The sequence below is a fragment of the Dyadobacter sp. SRI_021 genome (assembly GCF_057586235.1).
On the sequence record NZ_JBYCZM010000003.1, the window covers coordinates 524034 to 542135 of the forward strand.

The following is an 18102-nucleotide window of genomic DNA, read 5'->3' on the forward strand; positions in this document are numbered from 1 at the left end:
ATTTGAGAGTTTAAAGTTTATGAGTTGAAAACTAATGCCTGCCCCCAACTTTCAATTCACAAACTGCAAACTCTAAACTAAGGATTCCTAATCATAGACTTTACACTCATAGACCTTACACTCAGAAACTTTGAACTCAAAAATGAAAACCATTGCGTCATTATTGCTCCTGCTAGCCATGTTCGCCCAGAACGCAACGGCGGAAACCAACCCAGGAAAGAAAAGGGCGATCCGCGTGCTGCTCGTTGGCGGCGGTACCTCACACGATTTCGACCGGTGGTACAAGCAGGAAGATGTGCAAACGCTTCAAAAGGGAGGCCTGGCAACGGTGGAATACACCAGCGACCCTTCGACGATCCTGGGCAAGCTGAAAGACGTCGATGTGCTTTATCTTTCAAATAACCAGCCCATCGCTGACAAAGCGACGCGGGAAGCCATTTTCGCATTTGTGGATGCCGGAAAGGGCCTCGTACTGGCACATCCCGCGCTTTGGTACAACTGGGCCGATTGGCCGGAATACAACCAGAAGCTGGTAGGCGGTGGCTCCAAAGGACATGACAAATACGGGCCGTTTGAGGTAACAATCATTAGAAAGCACCCGGTGACCAAGGGTGTGGCAACGAGCTTCAAGCTGGATGATGAGCTGTATTATTTCAAACCCGACGCGGCCGGAACACCCATTGAAGTGCTCGCAACTGCCAAAGCCGAAACATCGGACAATGTTTTCCCAAGCATTTTTATTGTGAAGTATCCAAAGGGGAGGATTGTAGGCATAGCACTGGGGCATGATGCTAAATCGCATACGATCGAGCCCTATCAGACACTCCTGCGCAATGCGGTTCAGTGGGCGGCTGGCAAATAGATAAATTAAATTGATTGACAGATAGACAATGCTATCAATCATTCATTCTTTCATTCAATAATTCTTTGCTCCAACAAACTCATTTGCTCACTCTGTCCGTCGATTAAAATCGACGGCAATGGGATTGAAAAGATGATAACAGAATTGCCCAAATTCGCCGATGATCAAATAAAATCCCCTAATCTATTGCCCCGGGCTTTATCCCGGGGATCAAAGAGAAAGATTTGAGAGCAAGCATTAATAGAGCCGGAGGCTCAAAAAACAAAGCAAATCAATCCATTTCTTAACCCCGGGTTTTAACCCGGAGACTAACCAAAGTAGCAATGAGCGACAAGCAAATCACAGTAGTTATCGTGGGTATGGGTTTCGGGAAGGAGTTTATCCCTATTTATCAAAGCCACCCGAACATTAAGGCCGTAGGGATCTGTACCCGCAGCAAACAAACCCGCGACGAGCTGACAGCCAAGTTCAATCTCGACCCTAACCTTGTTTTCGAGCATTTTGAAGACGTTCCCAAGCGCGAAGACGTGGACGCGATACACGTAGTAACGCCCGTGCCCGACCACGCGCGTATGACGCTGGCATCCCTAAATGCAGGTAAGCACACGGCCTGCACCATTCCGATGGCGATGACCGTCGAGGATTGCAAAGCCATTGTCGAAGCCAAGCGCCGCTCGGGCAAGGTGTATATGATGATGGAAACCGCATTGTACACCCGCGAATTCCTTTATGGCCTCAACCTTGCGCAAACCGGCCAACTCGGTCGTATCCAGTTCGTGCGCGGCTCGCATATTCAGGATATGAGCATGGAAGGGTGGGGAGAATACTGGAAAGGTTACCCGCCGATGCTGAATGGCACCCACGCGATTTCCCCCCTTTTGAAAATCAACAATACGATTGCTGAAACCGTGGTTTGCCACGGTTCGGGCCGGTTGAGCGACGACCTCGCCAGCCGTTATGGATCGCCATTTGCTGTGGAAACAGCCACATTTACCCTGAAAGGTACCGATGTGGTAGCCGAAGCGACCCGTTCGCTGTTCGACGTAGTGCGCCAGTACCGCGAGAGCTACGACGTGTACGGCACTAAAATGTCGTTCGAATGGGAACAGTTGCAGGACGAGGAGCACGTGATATTCGATGGGGGGGAGAATGCATCGCGCATCAATGTGCCTGATACCGATCATTTGCTGATCGAGCCGATCAAGCATTTCACCAAACGCGAGAAGATTGACGATCCGAACCACGTATCGTTCCTTCAAGGTGCAGGGCATGGTGGTTCGCACCCGCATTTGGTACAGGAATTCGTGGCTGCGATCGTCGAAGGCCGCGATTCGGCGGTGGATGCGGCATTGGCTGCCAACTACACTTGCGCGGGCATTTGCGCACACGAGTCGGCTATGAAGGGCGGTATTCGTGTGAATGTACCGAGTTTTGAAGAATAAGCCATTCTATTAATAAAAGCCAGGCCTCAAAATCTGGCTTTTTGCTAAACCTGAACCCTTATGCTATTTGGAGCCAGCACGTTCATTTGGGTATCCCCGTTTTCGACGGCTAACATAGACCTGCTCGCCAAGGTCAAAAACATGGGTTACGACGTCATTGAAATAGCCGTGGAAGATATCCGTACTATCGATTGGAAGCTCATCAGAGACACCGCCCGCGATCTCGACCTGAAAATCACCATTAGTGGTGCATTCGGCCCCGAGCGGGATATTTCAAGCACCGATCCCGCATTTCGCGAGATCGGGAAACAGTACATTGTCGACTGCATCCGCATCGCCGGGCAAATGGATAGCCCGATTTTCGGAGGGCCATTGTACTCGGCAGTAGGCAAAACCCGCATTGTGTCGGCGGAGCAAAAAAAGCAGGAGCGTGCATGGTGTGTGGAAATTTTGAAAGAAGTAAGCCCAATCGCCGGAGATTATGGGGTAACGCTTGGTTTGGAACCCTTGAACCGTTTTGAGACGGATATGGTCAATACGGTCGATCAGGCGTTATCGATCCTGGATGAAGTCGGAAATCCGAACCTGAAAATCGTGCTCGATACCTTCCATTCCAATATCGAGGAAAAAGATATTCCCGCTTCGATCAGGAAAATCGGGAAAGATTTGCTTTGTCATGTACAAGGCAACGAAAGCGACCGCGGCACACCGGGGACCGGCCATTTGGAGTGGCAAGGCATTCGGGAAGCGCTTACCGATATTGGTTATGATGGCGCGGTGGTGATCGAAACCTTCGGACAACCCTCCAAAGAACTGGCCCGCGCGGCCTGCATCTGGCGGCCATTGGCAAACAGCGCCGATGAGCTGGCCGAAGAAGGGCTATCCTTCTACCAAAAACTGTTTGTTCCAACACCCTCTGCTATCAATGCGTAAGAAGATCCTGCTTATTTTCTTGTTGACCATCTCCGCTGCGCTGTACGCGCAGGTACCTGTCGATTTAAAAGGGCTCGACAAGAAGAGCGGCGTTCGGGCGAGCGTCAGCGAGGCCATGCTGAACATAGAATGGCCCGCCGGCAACGCGGAGACCGGGAAGGTTTCCATTGATTTAAGTAAATCCAACCCGTTGATCGGTAGCCTGGGCATTGGTACCGGGGAAAGGCAATACACCATTGCCCGTAATCTCGACCCGGCCATCATCCTTACCGTAGGCAAGCGCGACCTCGTTTCGCAGAATGGCTGGAATATTTTCTTCGACAAAACTGCTTATCTGAAATACCAGAGCTATGCCGTAAAACTTGATAAAACGGATGTAAAAGTGACCAGTAATGGCTCCCGCACTGAAGTTACCGTCAATGGGGCTAAAGCAGGCCCGTTTTCAGGCTCCATTCAATTTACACTCTACAATGGCAGCCCGCTGATGAACGTTGCAGCAGTCATGTCGACTAACGCCGATTCGCTGGCTGTGATTTACGACATAGGCCTTACCTCCCGTGAAACGCCCTGGCATAAGCTTTTCTGGGCTGATACCGAGGATTTTATGCGTAATGTGGTTGTGACCAAAATGGATACCGTCGAAATGATGGCCGTGAAATACCGGACGATCATCGGTCAGGGTAAGGAAGGTAACCTCGCGGTGTTCTCTGCGCCGCACCAGTATTTCTATCCGCTGGATAATTGCTACAACCTCGAACATATCTGGTACGGCGAGAATTACCGTAATCTGCTGCCGGGCTTTGGCATCGGTATCCGCCACGATTTGCTCGGCGACCGTCGGTGGGTGCCGTGGTTTAATGCGCCGCCGGGAACGCAGCAGCGTTACAATTTCTTCTGTCTGCTAAGCCGCGAAAAGGATGGTAAGGTGCTCGAAAATGTGAAAGCTTTTACGCATTCGGATAAGTATGAACCGCTTCCGGGTTATTACACGATGTCCAGCCATTTCCATCAGGAGCATGTGGACGATGTGCTCACGCGCAAGCCGCTGCCGGAGATGCCCGGTTTTGTCAAAGCATTCAGGAATACGGGCGTGAATATTGTGCATCTCGCCGAATTTCACGGTCCGGGTAGCCCGCGCGGACCGGAAGCTAAGCGCTGGCCCGAACTGAAAATGATGTTTGCGGAATGCGCGCGGCTTTCGGGTGGCAATTTTCTGTTGTTACCCGGTGAAGAACCTAATAACTTCTTCGGTGGGCATTGGATGAATATTTTTCCCAAACCGGTTTACTGGCTGATGTCGCGAGAAAAAGACCAGCCATTCGTGGAAGACCATCCCGAATATGGCAAAGTTTACCGAATCGGCAACAAGGACGAAATGTTGAAACTGTTGGAAATGGAAGATGGTCTCGCGTGGACTGCGCATGCGCGCACGAAGGGTTCTACCGGGTTTCCCGACAAGCATAAAGAAGAGGCTTTTTATAAATCCAACCATTTTCTGGGTGCTGCCTGGAAGGCCATGCCGGCCGATTTATCGCAACCCAAACTTGGCAAACGCGTGCTCGACCTGATGGACGATATGGCCAACTGCGGTTATAAAAAGAATGTCCTGGCAGAGGCAGATCTCTTCCGCATTGAGCCGAATTATGAATTGTATGGCCATTTGAATGTCAATTACCTCCAACTCGACCAGCTTCCCCGCTTCGAAGATGGCTGGCAGCCCGTACTGGACGCAATGCGAAAAGGTAAATTCTTCGTCACTACCGGTGAAGTGCTGATCCCGGCATTTAAAGTGAACAATGCAGTCGTGGGTGAAATAGCAAAGCCGGACGCGAAAGGGAATGTAGAGATTAGTCTCGATGCGAAATGGACTTTTCCGCTCAACCGTGCGGAAGTGATCTCCGGCGATGGCAAGGAAGTTTTTCACGATATCATTAATTTGAACGACACACAGGCTTTCGGTCAGAAGAGTTTTAAATTTACCCAAAACCTTAAAGGCCGGAGATGGCTACGGGTTGAACTCTGGGATGTGGCTGCGAATGGCGCATTTACCCAGATTATCTGGCTCGAATAACGATATTAACCAAACCTGAAATGATCAAACTACTCTTATCACTGCTATTCCCATTGATTTTGACCAGTCCCGGACCGGACGGTTCCCGACTGGATGGCCCCGGGGATAAGGAGTATAAAAACCCGGTTTTTGAACCCATTCTCGCCGACCCGAGTGTCGTGAAAGCCGACGACGGTTATTTTTATGCCTATGGAACACAGGACGATTGGGGCGATGGCCACGGTTCGCGGCTGATACCCATTGTGCGTTCCAAAGACCTCGTGCATTGGGATTATGTCAAAGAGGCATTCACCGTCAAACCTGCCTGGAAAGAAAAGGGCGGCATATGGGCGCCGGACGTCGTGAAAGTGAATGGTAAATACCACATGTACTACGCTTATTCGACCTGGGGAGATGTGAATCCGGGCGTGGGGCTTGCGATTGCTGATTCGCCATCGGGGCCGTTCGTGGATCAGGGAAAGTTGTTCGATAGCCGGGACGTTGAAGTTCCCAACTCGATCGACCCGTTTTACCTCGAAGCCGACGGTAAAAAGTATGTTTTCTGGGGCAGTTTCAGCGACAAGCCTGCGCAGGGGACCTATGGCGTGGAATTATCTGCGGACGGCAAATCTGTTCCCGACCTCTCGAAGAAGTTCAAAGTAGCTGCGGGCGATTTCGAGGCGGTGATGATCCAGAAGAAAGGGGATTACTATTACTTTTTGGGCTCAAAAGAGAGCTGCTGCGAGTTTGAGAAAAGCAAGTACCATGTGCGAATGGGCCGTTCCAAATCCATTTTCGGTCCGTTTCTCGACCAGGAGGGCAAAGATTTGAAAGAGCGCGGAACCGGCACCCTGCTACTCCACGGAAATGATGTGTACGCGGGGCCGGGGCATAACGCACGCTGGATTACCGACGACGCGGGTGCGGACTGGCTCTTGTACCACGCTATCGGCAAGGCCGAACCAAGGGTATCGAGCGGCGCTAACCGCCGCGTGTTAATGCTCGATAAGTTGACCTGGAAAAATGGCTGGCCCGAAATTTCCAATGCAGAGCCAAGCATAGAAAACCGGCCTGCTCCGCTTTTTAAATAACCAAACCAATTCTAAACACCTGATGAAATTGTTAAAAACGACGATCTGGGCTCTTGCGGCCTGCCTAATGTTGCAGAACTGCGCCAAGAAAGCCGACGAGAAAAAAGAAGAAGCCCCGGCACAGGAGCAAGCCGCTGCTGGTCGCCAAATATGGACTAAAGAGCAAGCCAAGGAATGGTATGCCAAGCAAGGCTGGCTCGTCGGTGCCGACTTCCTGCCCAGCACGGCCATCAATCAGCTCGAAATGTTCCAGGCTGAGTCGTTCGATACTGCCACCATCGATAAAGAGCTCGGTTGGGCGCAGAATATCGGTATGAACACCATGCGCGTTTACCTGCACGACCTGCTTTATCAGCAAGATTCCGCTGGATTTATCAAGCGCCTCGATACCTTTCTGAACATTACGAAAAAGCACAACATTAAGCCTGTACTCGTACTGTTCGATTCCTGCTGGGACCCGTTCCCGAAACTGGGCAAGCAGCGCGACCCTAAACCCGGTGTGCACAACTCCGGCTGGGTACAAAATCCGGGTTTTAATGCTTTGAAGGACAGTACGCAATATCCGCGTTTGGAAAGATACGTGAAAGGCACCGTTGGTGCATTCGCGAACGACGACCGGGTGTTGATGTGGGATATCTGGAACGAACCGGATAACACGAACAACAGCTCGTACGGTAAAGTGGAACTGCTCAACAAAGTGGACTACGTATTGCCGCTCATGGTAAAATCGTTCGAATGGGCACGTTCGGTGAATCCTTCACAGCCCCTGTCATCAGGCGTATGGGCAGGTGACTGGTCATCACCTGAAAAGCTGAAACCGATCGAAAAAGCGCAGATCGAACAGTCGGATGTGATCACATTCCATAATTACGAGAATGCGCAGGAGTTTGAAAAGCGCATCAAATGGTTGCAGCAATACGACCGCCCGATGATCTGTACCGAATATATGTCACGCGGAAATGGCAGCTTCTTCGAAACATCTTTGCCTGTTGCCAAGAAATACAATGTAGGTGCCATTAACTGGGGCCTCGTAGACGGCAAATCCCAGACCATTTATCCCTGGGACAGCTGGAAAAAGACCTATACCAAGGAACCCGACTTGTGGTTTCACGACATTTTCAGGAAAGACGGAACGCCTTACAAGCAGGCTGAGGTGGATTTGATTAAGAAGTTGACCAGCGAGAAAAAGAGCTAGTATTAGTGTTAAATAGCAAAACAGCCCGGAATTGCTTCCGGGCTGTTTTGCTATTGCTGCTGCTTATTTCGTATCTCATTGTAAGCTGATTCTAAAAGAGTTTCCAGGAAAAACCGGTTCATATCTCTGCCCAACTCTTCGGAATTGGCATATATGCCTTTGGGGGGCTGCGCTTTGAAGTCATTCGTTTTCTTTGCTTGTGTTTTCATTGTGATCATTTTTTAAGTTAAAAATCGACTGGTGACGAAAAAATATTGATAAGGTTGATTGGGTTTAAAAAGCTCGCGTTTGCCGTTATCGCTTCTGACCCCCCATATCAGGTACTTTTCCAAAAACTTATCGAGGTCTCGCGAAATCGCAATTCTGTATAATCGGGTCTTGGCATCAGTATTTCCCATAAATCCAACAACAGCCCTCGGGTGTGCAGCCGTAAAAGTTTCAATGGTTTTAGATATAGTCGCCATGGTAGGTTTCACGTCTGCATTACTATTATTAATAGTCGCCGAAAGTTTCCCATCCCACTGGACTTCTGCTAATATCAGAGTATACAAAAAAGGGATTTCGGTTTCTTGATAAAGTATGGCTTTATGAGTTGCTGTATATCCGATACTCATAAAGTCAAAACGGCAACCATCTTCAAGAACTTTAACATCGTAAGCGGGTTGATCCATAGCATAGTGGTGTAATATCACAACATTACGCATTCCAATCCTGCCTCTCCAAATCCGTTTATCAGGCGGTTACTTTATTTTCAAGAATGCAGATAAGGGTAAACTTTCGCTTTTCAACCGGCAAAGTCGGGCTGAATGAATATCTTCACAGCCGGAATTCTTAACCCCAACCTTATGAAATTAAAGTACTCTCTGACGACGTCGTGGCTGTTCGCCGCGACCATGCTTTTGCCATTTGTGGTAAAAGCGCAGAAAAAACAACCCAAACCCAATGTCATTTTCATTTACGCCGACGATGTCGGTTATGGCGACCTGAGTGCCTACGGCGCCACGAAAATCAGTACGCCCAACCTTGACCGGCTGGCGAAGGAAGGTATCCGCTTCACGAACGCACATGCGAGCTCGGCTACGTGTACGCCCTCGCGATTTGCGCTCATGACAGGCAAATATCCCTGGCGACAAAAGGGTACAGGCGTGCTCCCGGGCGATGCGTCGCTGATCATCCCGACGAATCAGCTGACCTTACCGGCCATTTTTCAAAACGCAGGCTATAAAACCGGATCGGTGGGTAAGTGGCACCTTGGCCTGGGCGAAACCAACAAGCAAATCAATTGGAATAAACCCATTACCAAAGGCCCGAATGAGGTTGGATTTGACTATGCCTTTTTCTTCCCTGCCACTTCTGACCGTGTTCCTACGGTTTTCGTGGAAAATCACGACGTGCAGGATCTCGATCCGAATGACCCTATTGAAGTGGACTATTCCAAAAAAATAGGTAATGAACCGACGGGGCTCGAAAATCCTGAATTACTGAAACTCCCTGCTTCGCCCAATCATGGGCATAACAATACGATTGTAAATGGCATCGGTAGGATCGGCTGGATGACGGGCGGTAAGCAGGCTCGCTGGACCGATGAGGAAGTAGCACACGTGTTTCTGAGCAAGGCAGAGCAATTCATTGAGGATAACCGCAAAAATCCATTCTTTCTTTATTTCTCGTTGAACGACATTCACGTTCCCAGGATGCCCAGCACGCAGTTTAAAGGCAAGAGTAAAATGGGTTTGCGTGGCGATGTAATCCTGCAAATGGACTGGACGGTGGGCGAGATATTGAAGAAACTCGACGAGCTTAAAATCGCAGAAAATACACTGGTTATCTTTTCAAGTGATAACGGCCCGGTACTCGACGACGGCTACGCCGATCGCGCCGTAGAGCTGGCGAAAGGCCACAGCGCTGCCGGTCCACTGCGCGGAGGCAAGTACAGTGCCTTCGAGGGTGGTACACGTGTACCCTGGCTGGCGCGCTGGCCGCAGGCTATCAAGCCCGGTATGGTGTCAGACGCATTGATCTGCCAGATCGATATGATGGCCTCGTTCGCCAATTTCTTTCAGCAGAAGACAGGAAGCGAGGAGGCTGTGGATAGTTTTAATGTAATAGATGCCATGTTGGGCAAAAGCCAAACCGGCCGCAGCTGGCTGATCAAACAGGGTGGGGCATTGTCGATCACGCAGGGCAACTGGAAGTACATCGAGCCGCGGGAAGGGAAGGCAGTTGCAGAGCTGACCAATATCGAAACGGGGGCTAATCCAAAGCCTCAGTTGTATGATTTGAGTAAGGATATTGGTGAGAAAAACAATGTGGCAGATAAGTATCCGGCGAAGGTGAAGGCGATGGCTGCGGAACTTGAAAAGGTTCGGGAAGCTGGGCGTAGCCATTAGTCTTAATGCACCAAGGCACGAAGTTACACGAATTTTCGCGAAGAGACATTCGTGTAACTTCGTGCCTTAGTGGTCCACCGCAGCCGGTGGCATTTAAAAAATTTACTACTACAATCCGTTACCATTCCAAACCGCCGACGTCTAAAAGCATAAACTCCAAACCAGTTTATGCTAAAACAATACCTCACCTCCGCACTAGCGCTGCTGGCATCATTGACCGGCAGCGCTCAAATGATCTACTTTCATCAGGATTTCAGCCAAACCACCGGCCTGATCAACCCGCAGCCCGATACCGGCCAATTCAGCCACTTCATACTCACGGCGCCCGCGCTTTCTTACCACAAATTTCATAAAGGCTATATGGAGCTCACCCGCAGCCGGCTGGATTCTGCAACAGGGGGGATTATACGTGCCATACGCGCCACCCCATTCAGGCCCAATCCTGAGACCCTTGTCGTTCGCATTACTTTGAATGTGGAGGAGATTCAGGCGCCTGCACTGAATGCGATGTATCTTTATGTGGGAGAAGACTTTAATCCGGTCAACAATTCTTTTCCGGGCAATGGGTTAATGTTCGCAAAATGCTCGGTGAACTTCCTCGAAGACGGGTTCAATATTAAAGACCTCGAAACCCGGCAAATGAGCAGAACTTACACCGAAAAGAAGCCGGTCACCCTCACCTGGGTATTGAACAACTCGAAAGAGCCCTTGTCCTATCGCCTGAATGCAACGTCTGCTGAGGAAACCGCGATGCCCGGGACATACGATCTGTGGGTAGACGATGAGCCGGTTGCCAGGGCAGCGAAGGCTTACCCAGGTACATCGGCCTATTCCAAAACCAAACTTTCCAATTTCGAAATGCGCTACCGCAATGGCGTGGGAAAGATCCGGATCGATGAAATATCCATAGACGACGGGAGACCGAACCCTGTTGCCGACAATGCGATCGTAGCTCCGAATCCGGCGAGCAGGGACCGGATTGCGCTTTCCGCGAAAGGAGTAAGTGCCTCCTCAGTTGGTCTGATCGATTTGAATGGCCGGATACTGCCATCGAAAACGGTGGTAGAAGCGCCGGGTAAGTTAAGCCTGAAACCGCTGAACCCGCTTGCGTCGGGTATTTACATTTTACAATTTCAAAACCAGGATGGTCGGAAACAGGCAGTTAAAGTCATGATCGAGTAACTGTTTGGATAGGACGATAACCTGATTCAATTAAACTAATCTTGTAAAATAAATTGAGTTTGCGGTTAAGTTTGACTTATTTAGTCGTCCCTTTCAGCAAGTTATGAATTCAACATCCCCTTTTCCGGAAGATCGCGTGCTCTGGCAGGATTTCCTGGCGGGGGAGGTACGGGCATTCGAAAAGCTGATGTCCGACAACTTTCGCCTGCTTTTCAGGTATGGGAGCAAGTTTTCCAAAGACCGCGAGCTGGTAAAGGACAGCATTCAGGACTTGTTTCTGATATTGTGGGAAAAAAGGGATAACCTCAATCCCGACGCAGCCGTGAAGCCGTACCTGATGGCGTCGCTCCGTCGCCTGATGCACAGGCAGGTGTCCTCACGCTCATGGGTAGGCGGGGAAGCATTGCAGGAAGATGACGATTATTTCGAGATCGAGTTTTCGGTGGAAGACGATTATATCCGCAACGAAGCGACCCATTCCCGCGCGCATCATTTACAGAAATTGATCAATGCGCTGCCCCGCCGCCAGAAAGAAGTGGTGTACCTCAAATTTTTCCAGGAACTCAGCCGCGAGCAGATCGCCGAAGTAATGGCAGTATCGCCTCAGACGGTTTCTAATCTGCTCCAAATCGCAATCCGGCATTTGAAAACGCACTGGAAAGCGGAATTTCTTATATTTTTTCTGCTGCATTTCCTGTTCTAACCCGCACTCTGTCAGCCGTTCAGTTAGTTTTCATTCTTTTTTGAAGAAATAATTTAAAAATTATTGGTATCCGGCACCATGCCTTGTCTATACACATTTAGACACAATGAACTGGTATGGACCGCTACAACGATTTTTCTGTTGAAGACTTTGTCTGGGACGATTTCTTTCGCCAATGGACATTGTCGCCCACCTCTGAAACCGAAGCGCTTTGGGATGACTGGATTGACGCCAACCCCGAGATGCTGGAAAAAGTGGAACAGGCCAAGGCCATTGTGCTTTCCCTCCGCCTGCACGAGCCGGACATCGACGATTCGGAGATTAACCAGGTAGTGAAGCGAACGGTCGGCCGGATTACGGAAACCATTGAAGAATCGGCCCGGGCGCCGCGTCGGCTGATACCGGCGTTTTCCATTCCCTGGATGCAATTTGCGGCCTCGGTCGCATTGATCATGCTGATGGGCTGGGCTGTGTATTCGGTGATGATCAAGAGGGAAGAAAAACCAGAGCTTGGGCAACAGGATAACATGATCGAACACAAAAGAGCTTTGACGGAAAAAAACAATTCAACTTCCCAAGCCATCGAACTTGCATTGAGCGACGGCAGTAAAATCAGCCTCGCACCGAAAGGCCGCATTCGCTATCCCGAACGATTTGACGGGGAACGGCGGGAGGTTTTTCTGGAAGGTGAAGCATTTTTTGACATTGCCAAAGATCCTGAACATCCGTTTTTGGTGTATGCCAATGGCTTGGTTACGAAAGTGTTGGGAACCAGTTTTCGCATTAAGGCATATGGCGATTCGCGGGAAGTGACGGTGGAAGTGAAAACCGGAAAAGTGGCCGTATTCGCGCAGTCGGACCCGCATTTGAAAGAAAAAGTGGCTGACAGGCAGTTCCAGGGCGTTGTGTTGACGCCCAACCAGAAAATCATCTACGCCCGCAACGAGGTAAAAATGGTGAAAACGTTGGTCGAGAAGCCTGAAATGGTCGTTTCAAAAGCCGAAATACCCCAGTTTGAATTTGAGGATACGCCTGCGAGCGAGGTCTTCAACACGATCGCTAGGGCGTACGGAATCGAAATTCTATACGATGAGGCGTTGTTAAAAGATTGCCCGCTCACCGCACGCCTGGATAATCAGACACTTCACGATAAACTCAGTATCATTTGCAAGGCCGTAGAATCGAGCTACGAGATCGTCGATGGCCAGGTGATCATCCATAGCAAAGGATGCAGGAATTAACCCGAAACAATCACGTAACCCTTTAAACCAGCACAAGAAAAAACAGAAAGCTTATCCTAGAAAAGAGCCGGCAATGTTCCCGCATCACCGGCTCCGAGAATTCCCTGACAGGTTGGTCGCCATTACCCTCCCCGGTGGGAGGCAGGGATCGTTTTGCCAAATTTCCTATTCTACAAAACAATCAAATCTATGAAAAAACCTTTAAAGTACCGTAGGGTATTACTGTGGACCATGCGAATAACCGCTACTCAACTCATGCTTGCCTTGGTGTTTATCGTCACGGGTTACGCACGTGAAGGTAGCGCGCAATCCCTTCTCAGCCAGAAAATTTCGGTGACGGCAAACGGCAGTGAAGTTAAAAAGGTGCTCAGCCAGGTGGAAAAACAGGTCGATGTACGCTTCGTGTTCAGCTCCAAGCTGATCAAGTCGGCCCGGAAAGTGACAGTTTCCTTGAAAGACAAGCCATTGTACGAAGCGCTTGACCATATTCTGACGCCGCTGGGGCTCGACTACGAAGTTTCCGGAAAGATCATCATCCTGCGAAGACTGGAACACGCCACACCCGACGCTCCCGCGGGGCAGCCTTTGCCTGCCAACGCTCCCAAAAGGACGGTTTCGGGTAAAGTATTCGACGGGGAGTCGAATACAGGGCTACCGGGCGTAAGCATTGTGCTGAAAGGAACGCAGACAGGTACTACCACCAATCCCGACGGTAACTTCCAGCTCGAAATTCCTGAAACAAGCGCTCCTAACTCGGTGCTGGTTTTCAGTTTTGTAGGTTATAAATCGCAGGAAATTGTGCTGGGCAGCCAGACGGAGCTGACTGTGAGCATGATGCTGGAAGATAAATCGTTACAGGAAATCGTCGTGATCGGTTATGGCCAAATCAAGAAGAGTGACCTTACCGGCTCGGTTTCTTCCATTAAATCGTCGGAATTGAATGCATATCCGGCCACTAACCTCGTGCAATCGCTTGCTGGGCGTGCCGCAGGTGTGTATGTATCGCAAAACACCGGTGCGCCGGGTAGCCCCATCAGCGTTCGTGTGCGGGGTATCAACTCCATTCAGGGAAGTAATGAGCCATTGTATGTAGTGGATGGCTTCCCGTATTCAGGTAACCCTACGTTGCTGAATAATGCGGATATTGAATCCATTGAGGTTTTGAAAGACGCTTCAGCCACCGCCATTTACGGTTCGCGCGGTGCGAATGGCGTGGTGCTTATTACCACCAAAAAGGGCAAGGCCGGTCGTGTGAGCGTCGATTACGACGGATACTATGGGGTACAGACCATCCGTAAGAAGCTGGACCTGATGAATGCGACCGAATATGCTAACTTTTACAATGAACAAGCAGCTAATGACGGCCTGGCGCCCCATTTCACCGCGGATCAGATAGCGGGTTTCGGCAAAGGTACCGACTGGCAGGATCTCGTATTTCACAAAGCGCCGGTCCAGAACCACGCATTGACCGTAAGCGGTGGAAATGAAAAAACACGTTTCTCGGTAGCAGCGAGCAATTTCAGTCAGGACGGAATTGTGATCGGTAGCGACTATGTTCGCAATGCATTGCGCATTAACCTGAGCTCCGACATCGGCAAGAAATTCAAGTTCGACCTCAGTTCATTGCTGAGCCGTATTAATTCCGATCGCAAAAATTCTGAAAGGGGAAACCGCGGAGGAACGCTGATGTCGGCCATGCTTTCCGGTTATCCTACCATTCCTTCCACGCTTCCCGATGGCAGCTATTCGAAATTGGCCGAGGCTTACGCGTGGGGCTCAAATGTGATCACTAACCCGTTGAACTTCCTGTACCAGTTTTCGGATGTGATCAAATCGAACAAAATACTGACTAACGGGGCGATCACCTACGAACCTTTCAAAGGATTGCAGATTAAAACCCTGGCCGGCATCGAAAGTACCGACGACCGGACTGACACCTACACGACTACCAAGTTCGTGAACTCGAAAGGCAGTGCGACCATCGAAACGCAGCGGGTTACCAGCATTCTGAGCGAAAATACGATCAGCTATATCAAAGATTTTGGCAAGAACAGCGTATCGGCAGTAGCTGGTTTTACTTATCAAAACTTTACACAAACCGGCTTGAAGGCTTCCGGGAGCGGTTTCATCAGTGATAATCAGGAAACTTATGACATTGGTGCAGCGGCTACCCAGGGTGTTCCGGGCTCATCTTATCTCAAATGGTCACTGCTTTCCTACCTGGCGCGCGTAAATTATACTTTCAATAACAAGATCCTCGCCACTGCCAGTTTCCGCGCGGATGGCTCCTCGCGGTATAGTGAAGGGCAAAAATGGGGCTTTTTCCCTTCCGGTGCGCTTGCATGGCGTTTGTCTGAGGAAGAATTTATCAAAAATATCCCATTCATTTCCGACCTAAAATTGCGGGCCGGTTATGGAGAAACCGGTAACACCTCCATTCAGCCCTATTTCACATTGAACCAACTGAACTCGGGACAGGTGGTGTTTGGCGATGCTTTCATGACTTCCTACGCGCCCGGTACGCGGCTCGCGGGTTCGTTGAAATGGGAAACCACAGCCCAAACTGACTTCGGTATCGACCTCGGACTTTGGAACAACCGCGTGAATGTGACGGCCGATTATTATATCAAAAACACCCGAGATCTGCTGAACAACGTAGCCTTGCCCTCGTCGCTGGGTTATACATTCACCATTCAGAATATCGGAAAAATTCAAAACAAGGGTTTCGAATTCGGTGTCAATGCGGCAGTGCTGGAAGGCGCATTTAAATGGAATGTGTCGACCAACTTGTCCGTCAACAGAAACAAGGTTGTAAAACTGTATGGCGGAAATGACATTCTGGGATCAACCATCGGTGCGGCGGTGAATGACAACGTCAATATCCTCCGCGAGGGTTATCCGCTTGGATCGTTCTATGGTTATGTCGAAAAAGGGTACGACGACAAAGGTTTCATCGCCTATGAAGATTACAACAACAGCGGCAGCCGCGACGCGGGCGACAAGCAGATCATTGGCAATCCGAATCCTAAGTTCACCTATGGACTGAACTCGAATATGTCATTCAAAAACTTCGAATTGACACTCTTTATCCAGGGGTCGCAGGGTAACGATATTTTCAACCTGAGTGCGCAAGGGCAGGGCTATGACTACGGCCAGGCACTCAATATGCCGCGCGAGGTGTATCTCGACCATTGGACGCCTCAGAATACCAATGCGAAATATCCGGTCATCAAAACTTCCTCACAGGCGCAAATGTCCAACCGCTTCGTGGAGGATGGCTCTTACCTCCGGTTTAAGAACATCCAGCTGAGTTACAATCTGCCGGTTACCAAACTGCACATCAAATGGATGAAGTATGGCCAAGTGTATGTGAGCGGCCAGAACCTGATCACCTTTACCAAATACTCATGGTACGACCCTGAAGTGAACTCGTATGGAGGCAGCAACTCGATCGTGCAGGGCGTGGACCACTATGTTTACCCCGTCGCCAAAACCACCACAGTAGGGCTTAGAATTGGGTTTTAAGGTCAGTTTAATCACCGGTTAAAGAGAAGTCATCATTATGAAAAAGATATTCACGAGTTTGTTTTTCGCGGCGGTTTGCATGAGTTGCTCCGATATTCTGGAAGAGAAGCCCAAGTCGCTGGCCTCCGAAAATTTTTATAATACGGCAGCGGAAGCCAAAGCCGCTGTCAACGCGATCTACGGTCCGATGCGCCTGGACGCCGCATTGTCGACCAACTACCCCGCGCAGCTGGAAGGCCTTGCGGATTATGGTAATTCAAGAGGTACGCAAACGCCCGTGAGCTTGTACCAGGGCCTTGATAATACGAACATCAACCGCGTAGCTACGATTTGGGACAACTTTTACCAATCCATCCGGAATGCGAACCTGGTAATTGCGAATGTACCGAAGGGAACGAGCATGACGGACGCGGAAAAAACCTCATTTGTAGCAGAAGCGAAATATATGCGTGCACTGATCTACTTCGCGCTTGTACGTAACTGGGCGGGCGTGCCCCTACGCACGGAAGAGAACATGACGGTAGCCGATATTCCGCGGTCAAGCGTTGAAGATGTTTACAAGCTGATTGTCGCAGATGCGCTGGCCGCCGAAGCGGGGCTTCCCGACAACCCTTCCGAAATCGGGCGACCTACCAAGTGGGCTGCGAAAACCATGTTATCCGAAGTATATCTGTACCTCGAAAAATGGGAAGAGTCGCGGGCGAAGGCGAAAGAGGTGATCGATTCCAGGAAGTACTCGTTGGTCGGGGTGAGTGTTTCGGAGGATTTTCAGAAGATCTACGGACCCGAGGTGGTGAATACGAGCGAGGAGATTTTCTATTTCAAATACTCCCGCCAGCAAGGCTTCGGATTGGTAAGCTACGCGCACCGCAAGATTGGCCAGTACAATTACTATGGCCCGGGCGGCGTGTACGCACAGTATACCGACTCGGTTTCCAACTCGGTGATTAAAAATTGGGATTTCAAGGATTTGCGTAAAAATCATATGCTGTATAACGTGGATATTGGCTTGGGATCGACTTCCATGTTGTACCGGAAATACCGTGATCCGCTGGCTACCGGAGGTGCCGGCAACGACTACCCATGGTACCGCTACGCCGATCTGCTCCTTTTCCACGCAGAAGCGGATGCCCGTGCGAACGGCAAGCCGACGGCCGACGGTCTCGAAAGCCTCAACAAGGTTCACCGCCGCGCTTACGGAAAGCCTGCCGAAACAGCTTCGACGGTCGATTTTAAACTCGCTGATTTTGCCACATTACAGAGCTACATCGACAAGGTAGTGCAGGAGCGGGGCTACGAAACCATGTACGAAGGTAAGCGCTGGAACGACCTGAAACGGTTAGGGATCGCCAAACAGCGCATTTTGGAAGTAAAAAACATTGTTGTCGCGGAAAAGCACATGTTGTGGCCTATCCCGAATTCCGAGATTTTGTATAACAAGGCCATTACCGCCAAAGATCAGAATCCGGGTTATTAAGCATTTTTAAT

At 50.0% G+C, this 18102-nt stretch carries 14 protein-coding genes; 12 read left to right on the forward strand and 2 right to left on the reverse strand.

What is annotated here, in order from left to right; translation table 11 throughout:
* Positions 1–142 precede the first annotated feature (142 nt).
* The 6 genes from AC2YIT_RS11495 (at position 143) to AC2YIT_RS11520 (ending at position 7573) form a co-directional block, all read left to right on the forward strand.
* Complete coding sequence (locus AC2YIT_RS11495; protein ID WP_487279256.1) at positions 143–862, forward strand: ThuA domain-containing protein; 720 nt, start codon at positions 143–145, stop codon at positions 860–862.
* A gap of 323 nt (positions 863–1185) precedes the next feature.
* On the forward strand, positions 1186–2304 hold the full coding sequence (locus AC2YIT_RS11500) for a Gfo/Idh/MocA family protein (protein ID WP_430844782.1): 1119 nt from the start codon (positions 1186–1188) through the stop codon (positions 2302–2304).
* 60 nt (positions 2305–2364) lie between these two features.
* Positions 2365–3237, forward strand: a complete 873-nt coding sequence (locus AC2YIT_RS11505) for a sugar phosphate isomerase/epimerase family protein (protein WP_487279257.1) — start codon at positions 2365–2367, stop codon at positions 3235–3237.
* Entirely contained in the window at positions 3230–5308 is a 2079-nt protein-coding gene (locus tag AC2YIT_RS11510) for a CehA/McbA family metallohydrolase domain-containing protein (protein ID WP_487279258.1), read from the forward strand. Before AC2YIT_RS11505 ends, AC2YIT_RS11510 begins: the two co-directional genes overlap by 8 nt.
* 20 nt (positions 5309–5328) lie before the next feature.
* Entirely contained in the window at positions 5329–6378 is a 1050-nt protein-coding gene (locus AC2YIT_RS11515) for a family 43 glycosylhydrolase (RefSeq protein WP_487279259.1), read from the forward strand.
* Between the two features lie 22 nt (positions 6379–6400).
* Positions 6401–7573, forward strand: coding sequence for a cellulase family glycosylhydrolase (locus AC2YIT_RS11520; protein ID WP_487279260.1), 1173 nt, complete (start codon positions 6401–6403; stop codon positions 7571–7573).
* 50 nt (positions 7574–7623) lie between these two features.
* Here AC2YIT_RS11520 and AC2YIT_RS11525 read toward each other — a convergent pair whose 3' ends face one another.
* Together AC2YIT_RS11525 and AC2YIT_RS11530 are read right to left on the reverse strand one after the other, a co-directional pair.
* Complete coding sequence (locus tag AC2YIT_RS11525; protein ID WP_430844790.1) at positions 7624–7782, reverse strand: hypothetical protein; 159 nt, start codon at positions 7780–7782, stop codon at positions 7624–7626.
* A gap of 12 nt (positions 7783–7794) precedes the next feature.
* Positions 7795–8244 (reverse strand): DUF6934 family protein, encoded by a 450-nt coding sequence (locus AC2YIT_RS11530; RefSeq protein WP_487279261.1) that lies wholly within the window; start codon positions 8242–8244, stop codon positions 7795–7797.
* Between the two features lie 174 nt (positions 8245–8418).
* Between AC2YIT_RS11530 and AC2YIT_RS11535 the strand changes: the two genes are divergently transcribed.
* The 6 genes from AC2YIT_RS11535 (at position 8419) to AC2YIT_RS11560 (ending at position 18091) form a co-directional block, all read left to right on the forward strand.
* A complete protein-coding gene (locus tag AC2YIT_RS11535) occupies positions 8419–9963 on the forward strand; it encodes a sulfatase family protein (RefSeq protein ID WP_430844793.1) in 1545 nt (514 codons plus the stop codon).
* Between the two features lie 168 nt (positions 9964–10131).
* The gene (locus AC2YIT_RS11540) at positions 10132–11145 is read left to right on the forward strand and encodes a T9SS type A sorting domain-containing protein (RefSeq protein WP_487279262.1); all 1014 of its coding nucleotides are present in this window, start codon (positions 10132–10134) and stop codon (positions 11143–11145) included.
* Positions 11146–11248: 103 nt separating this feature from the next.
* Positions 11249–11848: an RNA polymerase sigma factor gene (locus tag AC2YIT_RS11545; protein ID WP_487279263.1), complete on the forward strand. Its 600-nt coding sequence runs from the start codon at positions 11249–11251 to the stop codon at positions 11846–11848.
* A 116-nt stretch (positions 11849–11964) separates the two neighbouring features.
* A complete protein-coding gene (locus AC2YIT_RS11550) occupies positions 11965–13089 on the forward strand; it encodes a FecR family protein (protein ID WP_487279264.1) in 1125 nt (374 codons plus the stop codon).
* Positions 13090–13278: 189 nt separating this feature from the next.
* Complete coding sequence (locus tag AC2YIT_RS11555; RefSeq protein ID WP_487279265.1) at positions 13279–16614, forward strand: TonB-dependent receptor; 3336 nt, start codon at positions 13279–13281, stop codon at positions 16612–16614.
* A 37-nt stretch (positions 16615–16651) separates the two neighbouring features.
* Positions 16652–18091 (forward strand): RagB/SusD family nutrient uptake outer membrane protein, encoded by a 1440-nt coding sequence (locus AC2YIT_RS11560; RefSeq protein WP_487279266.1) that lies wholly within the window; start codon positions 16652–16654, stop codon positions 18089–18091.
* Positions 18092–18102: the final 11 nt, after the last annotated feature.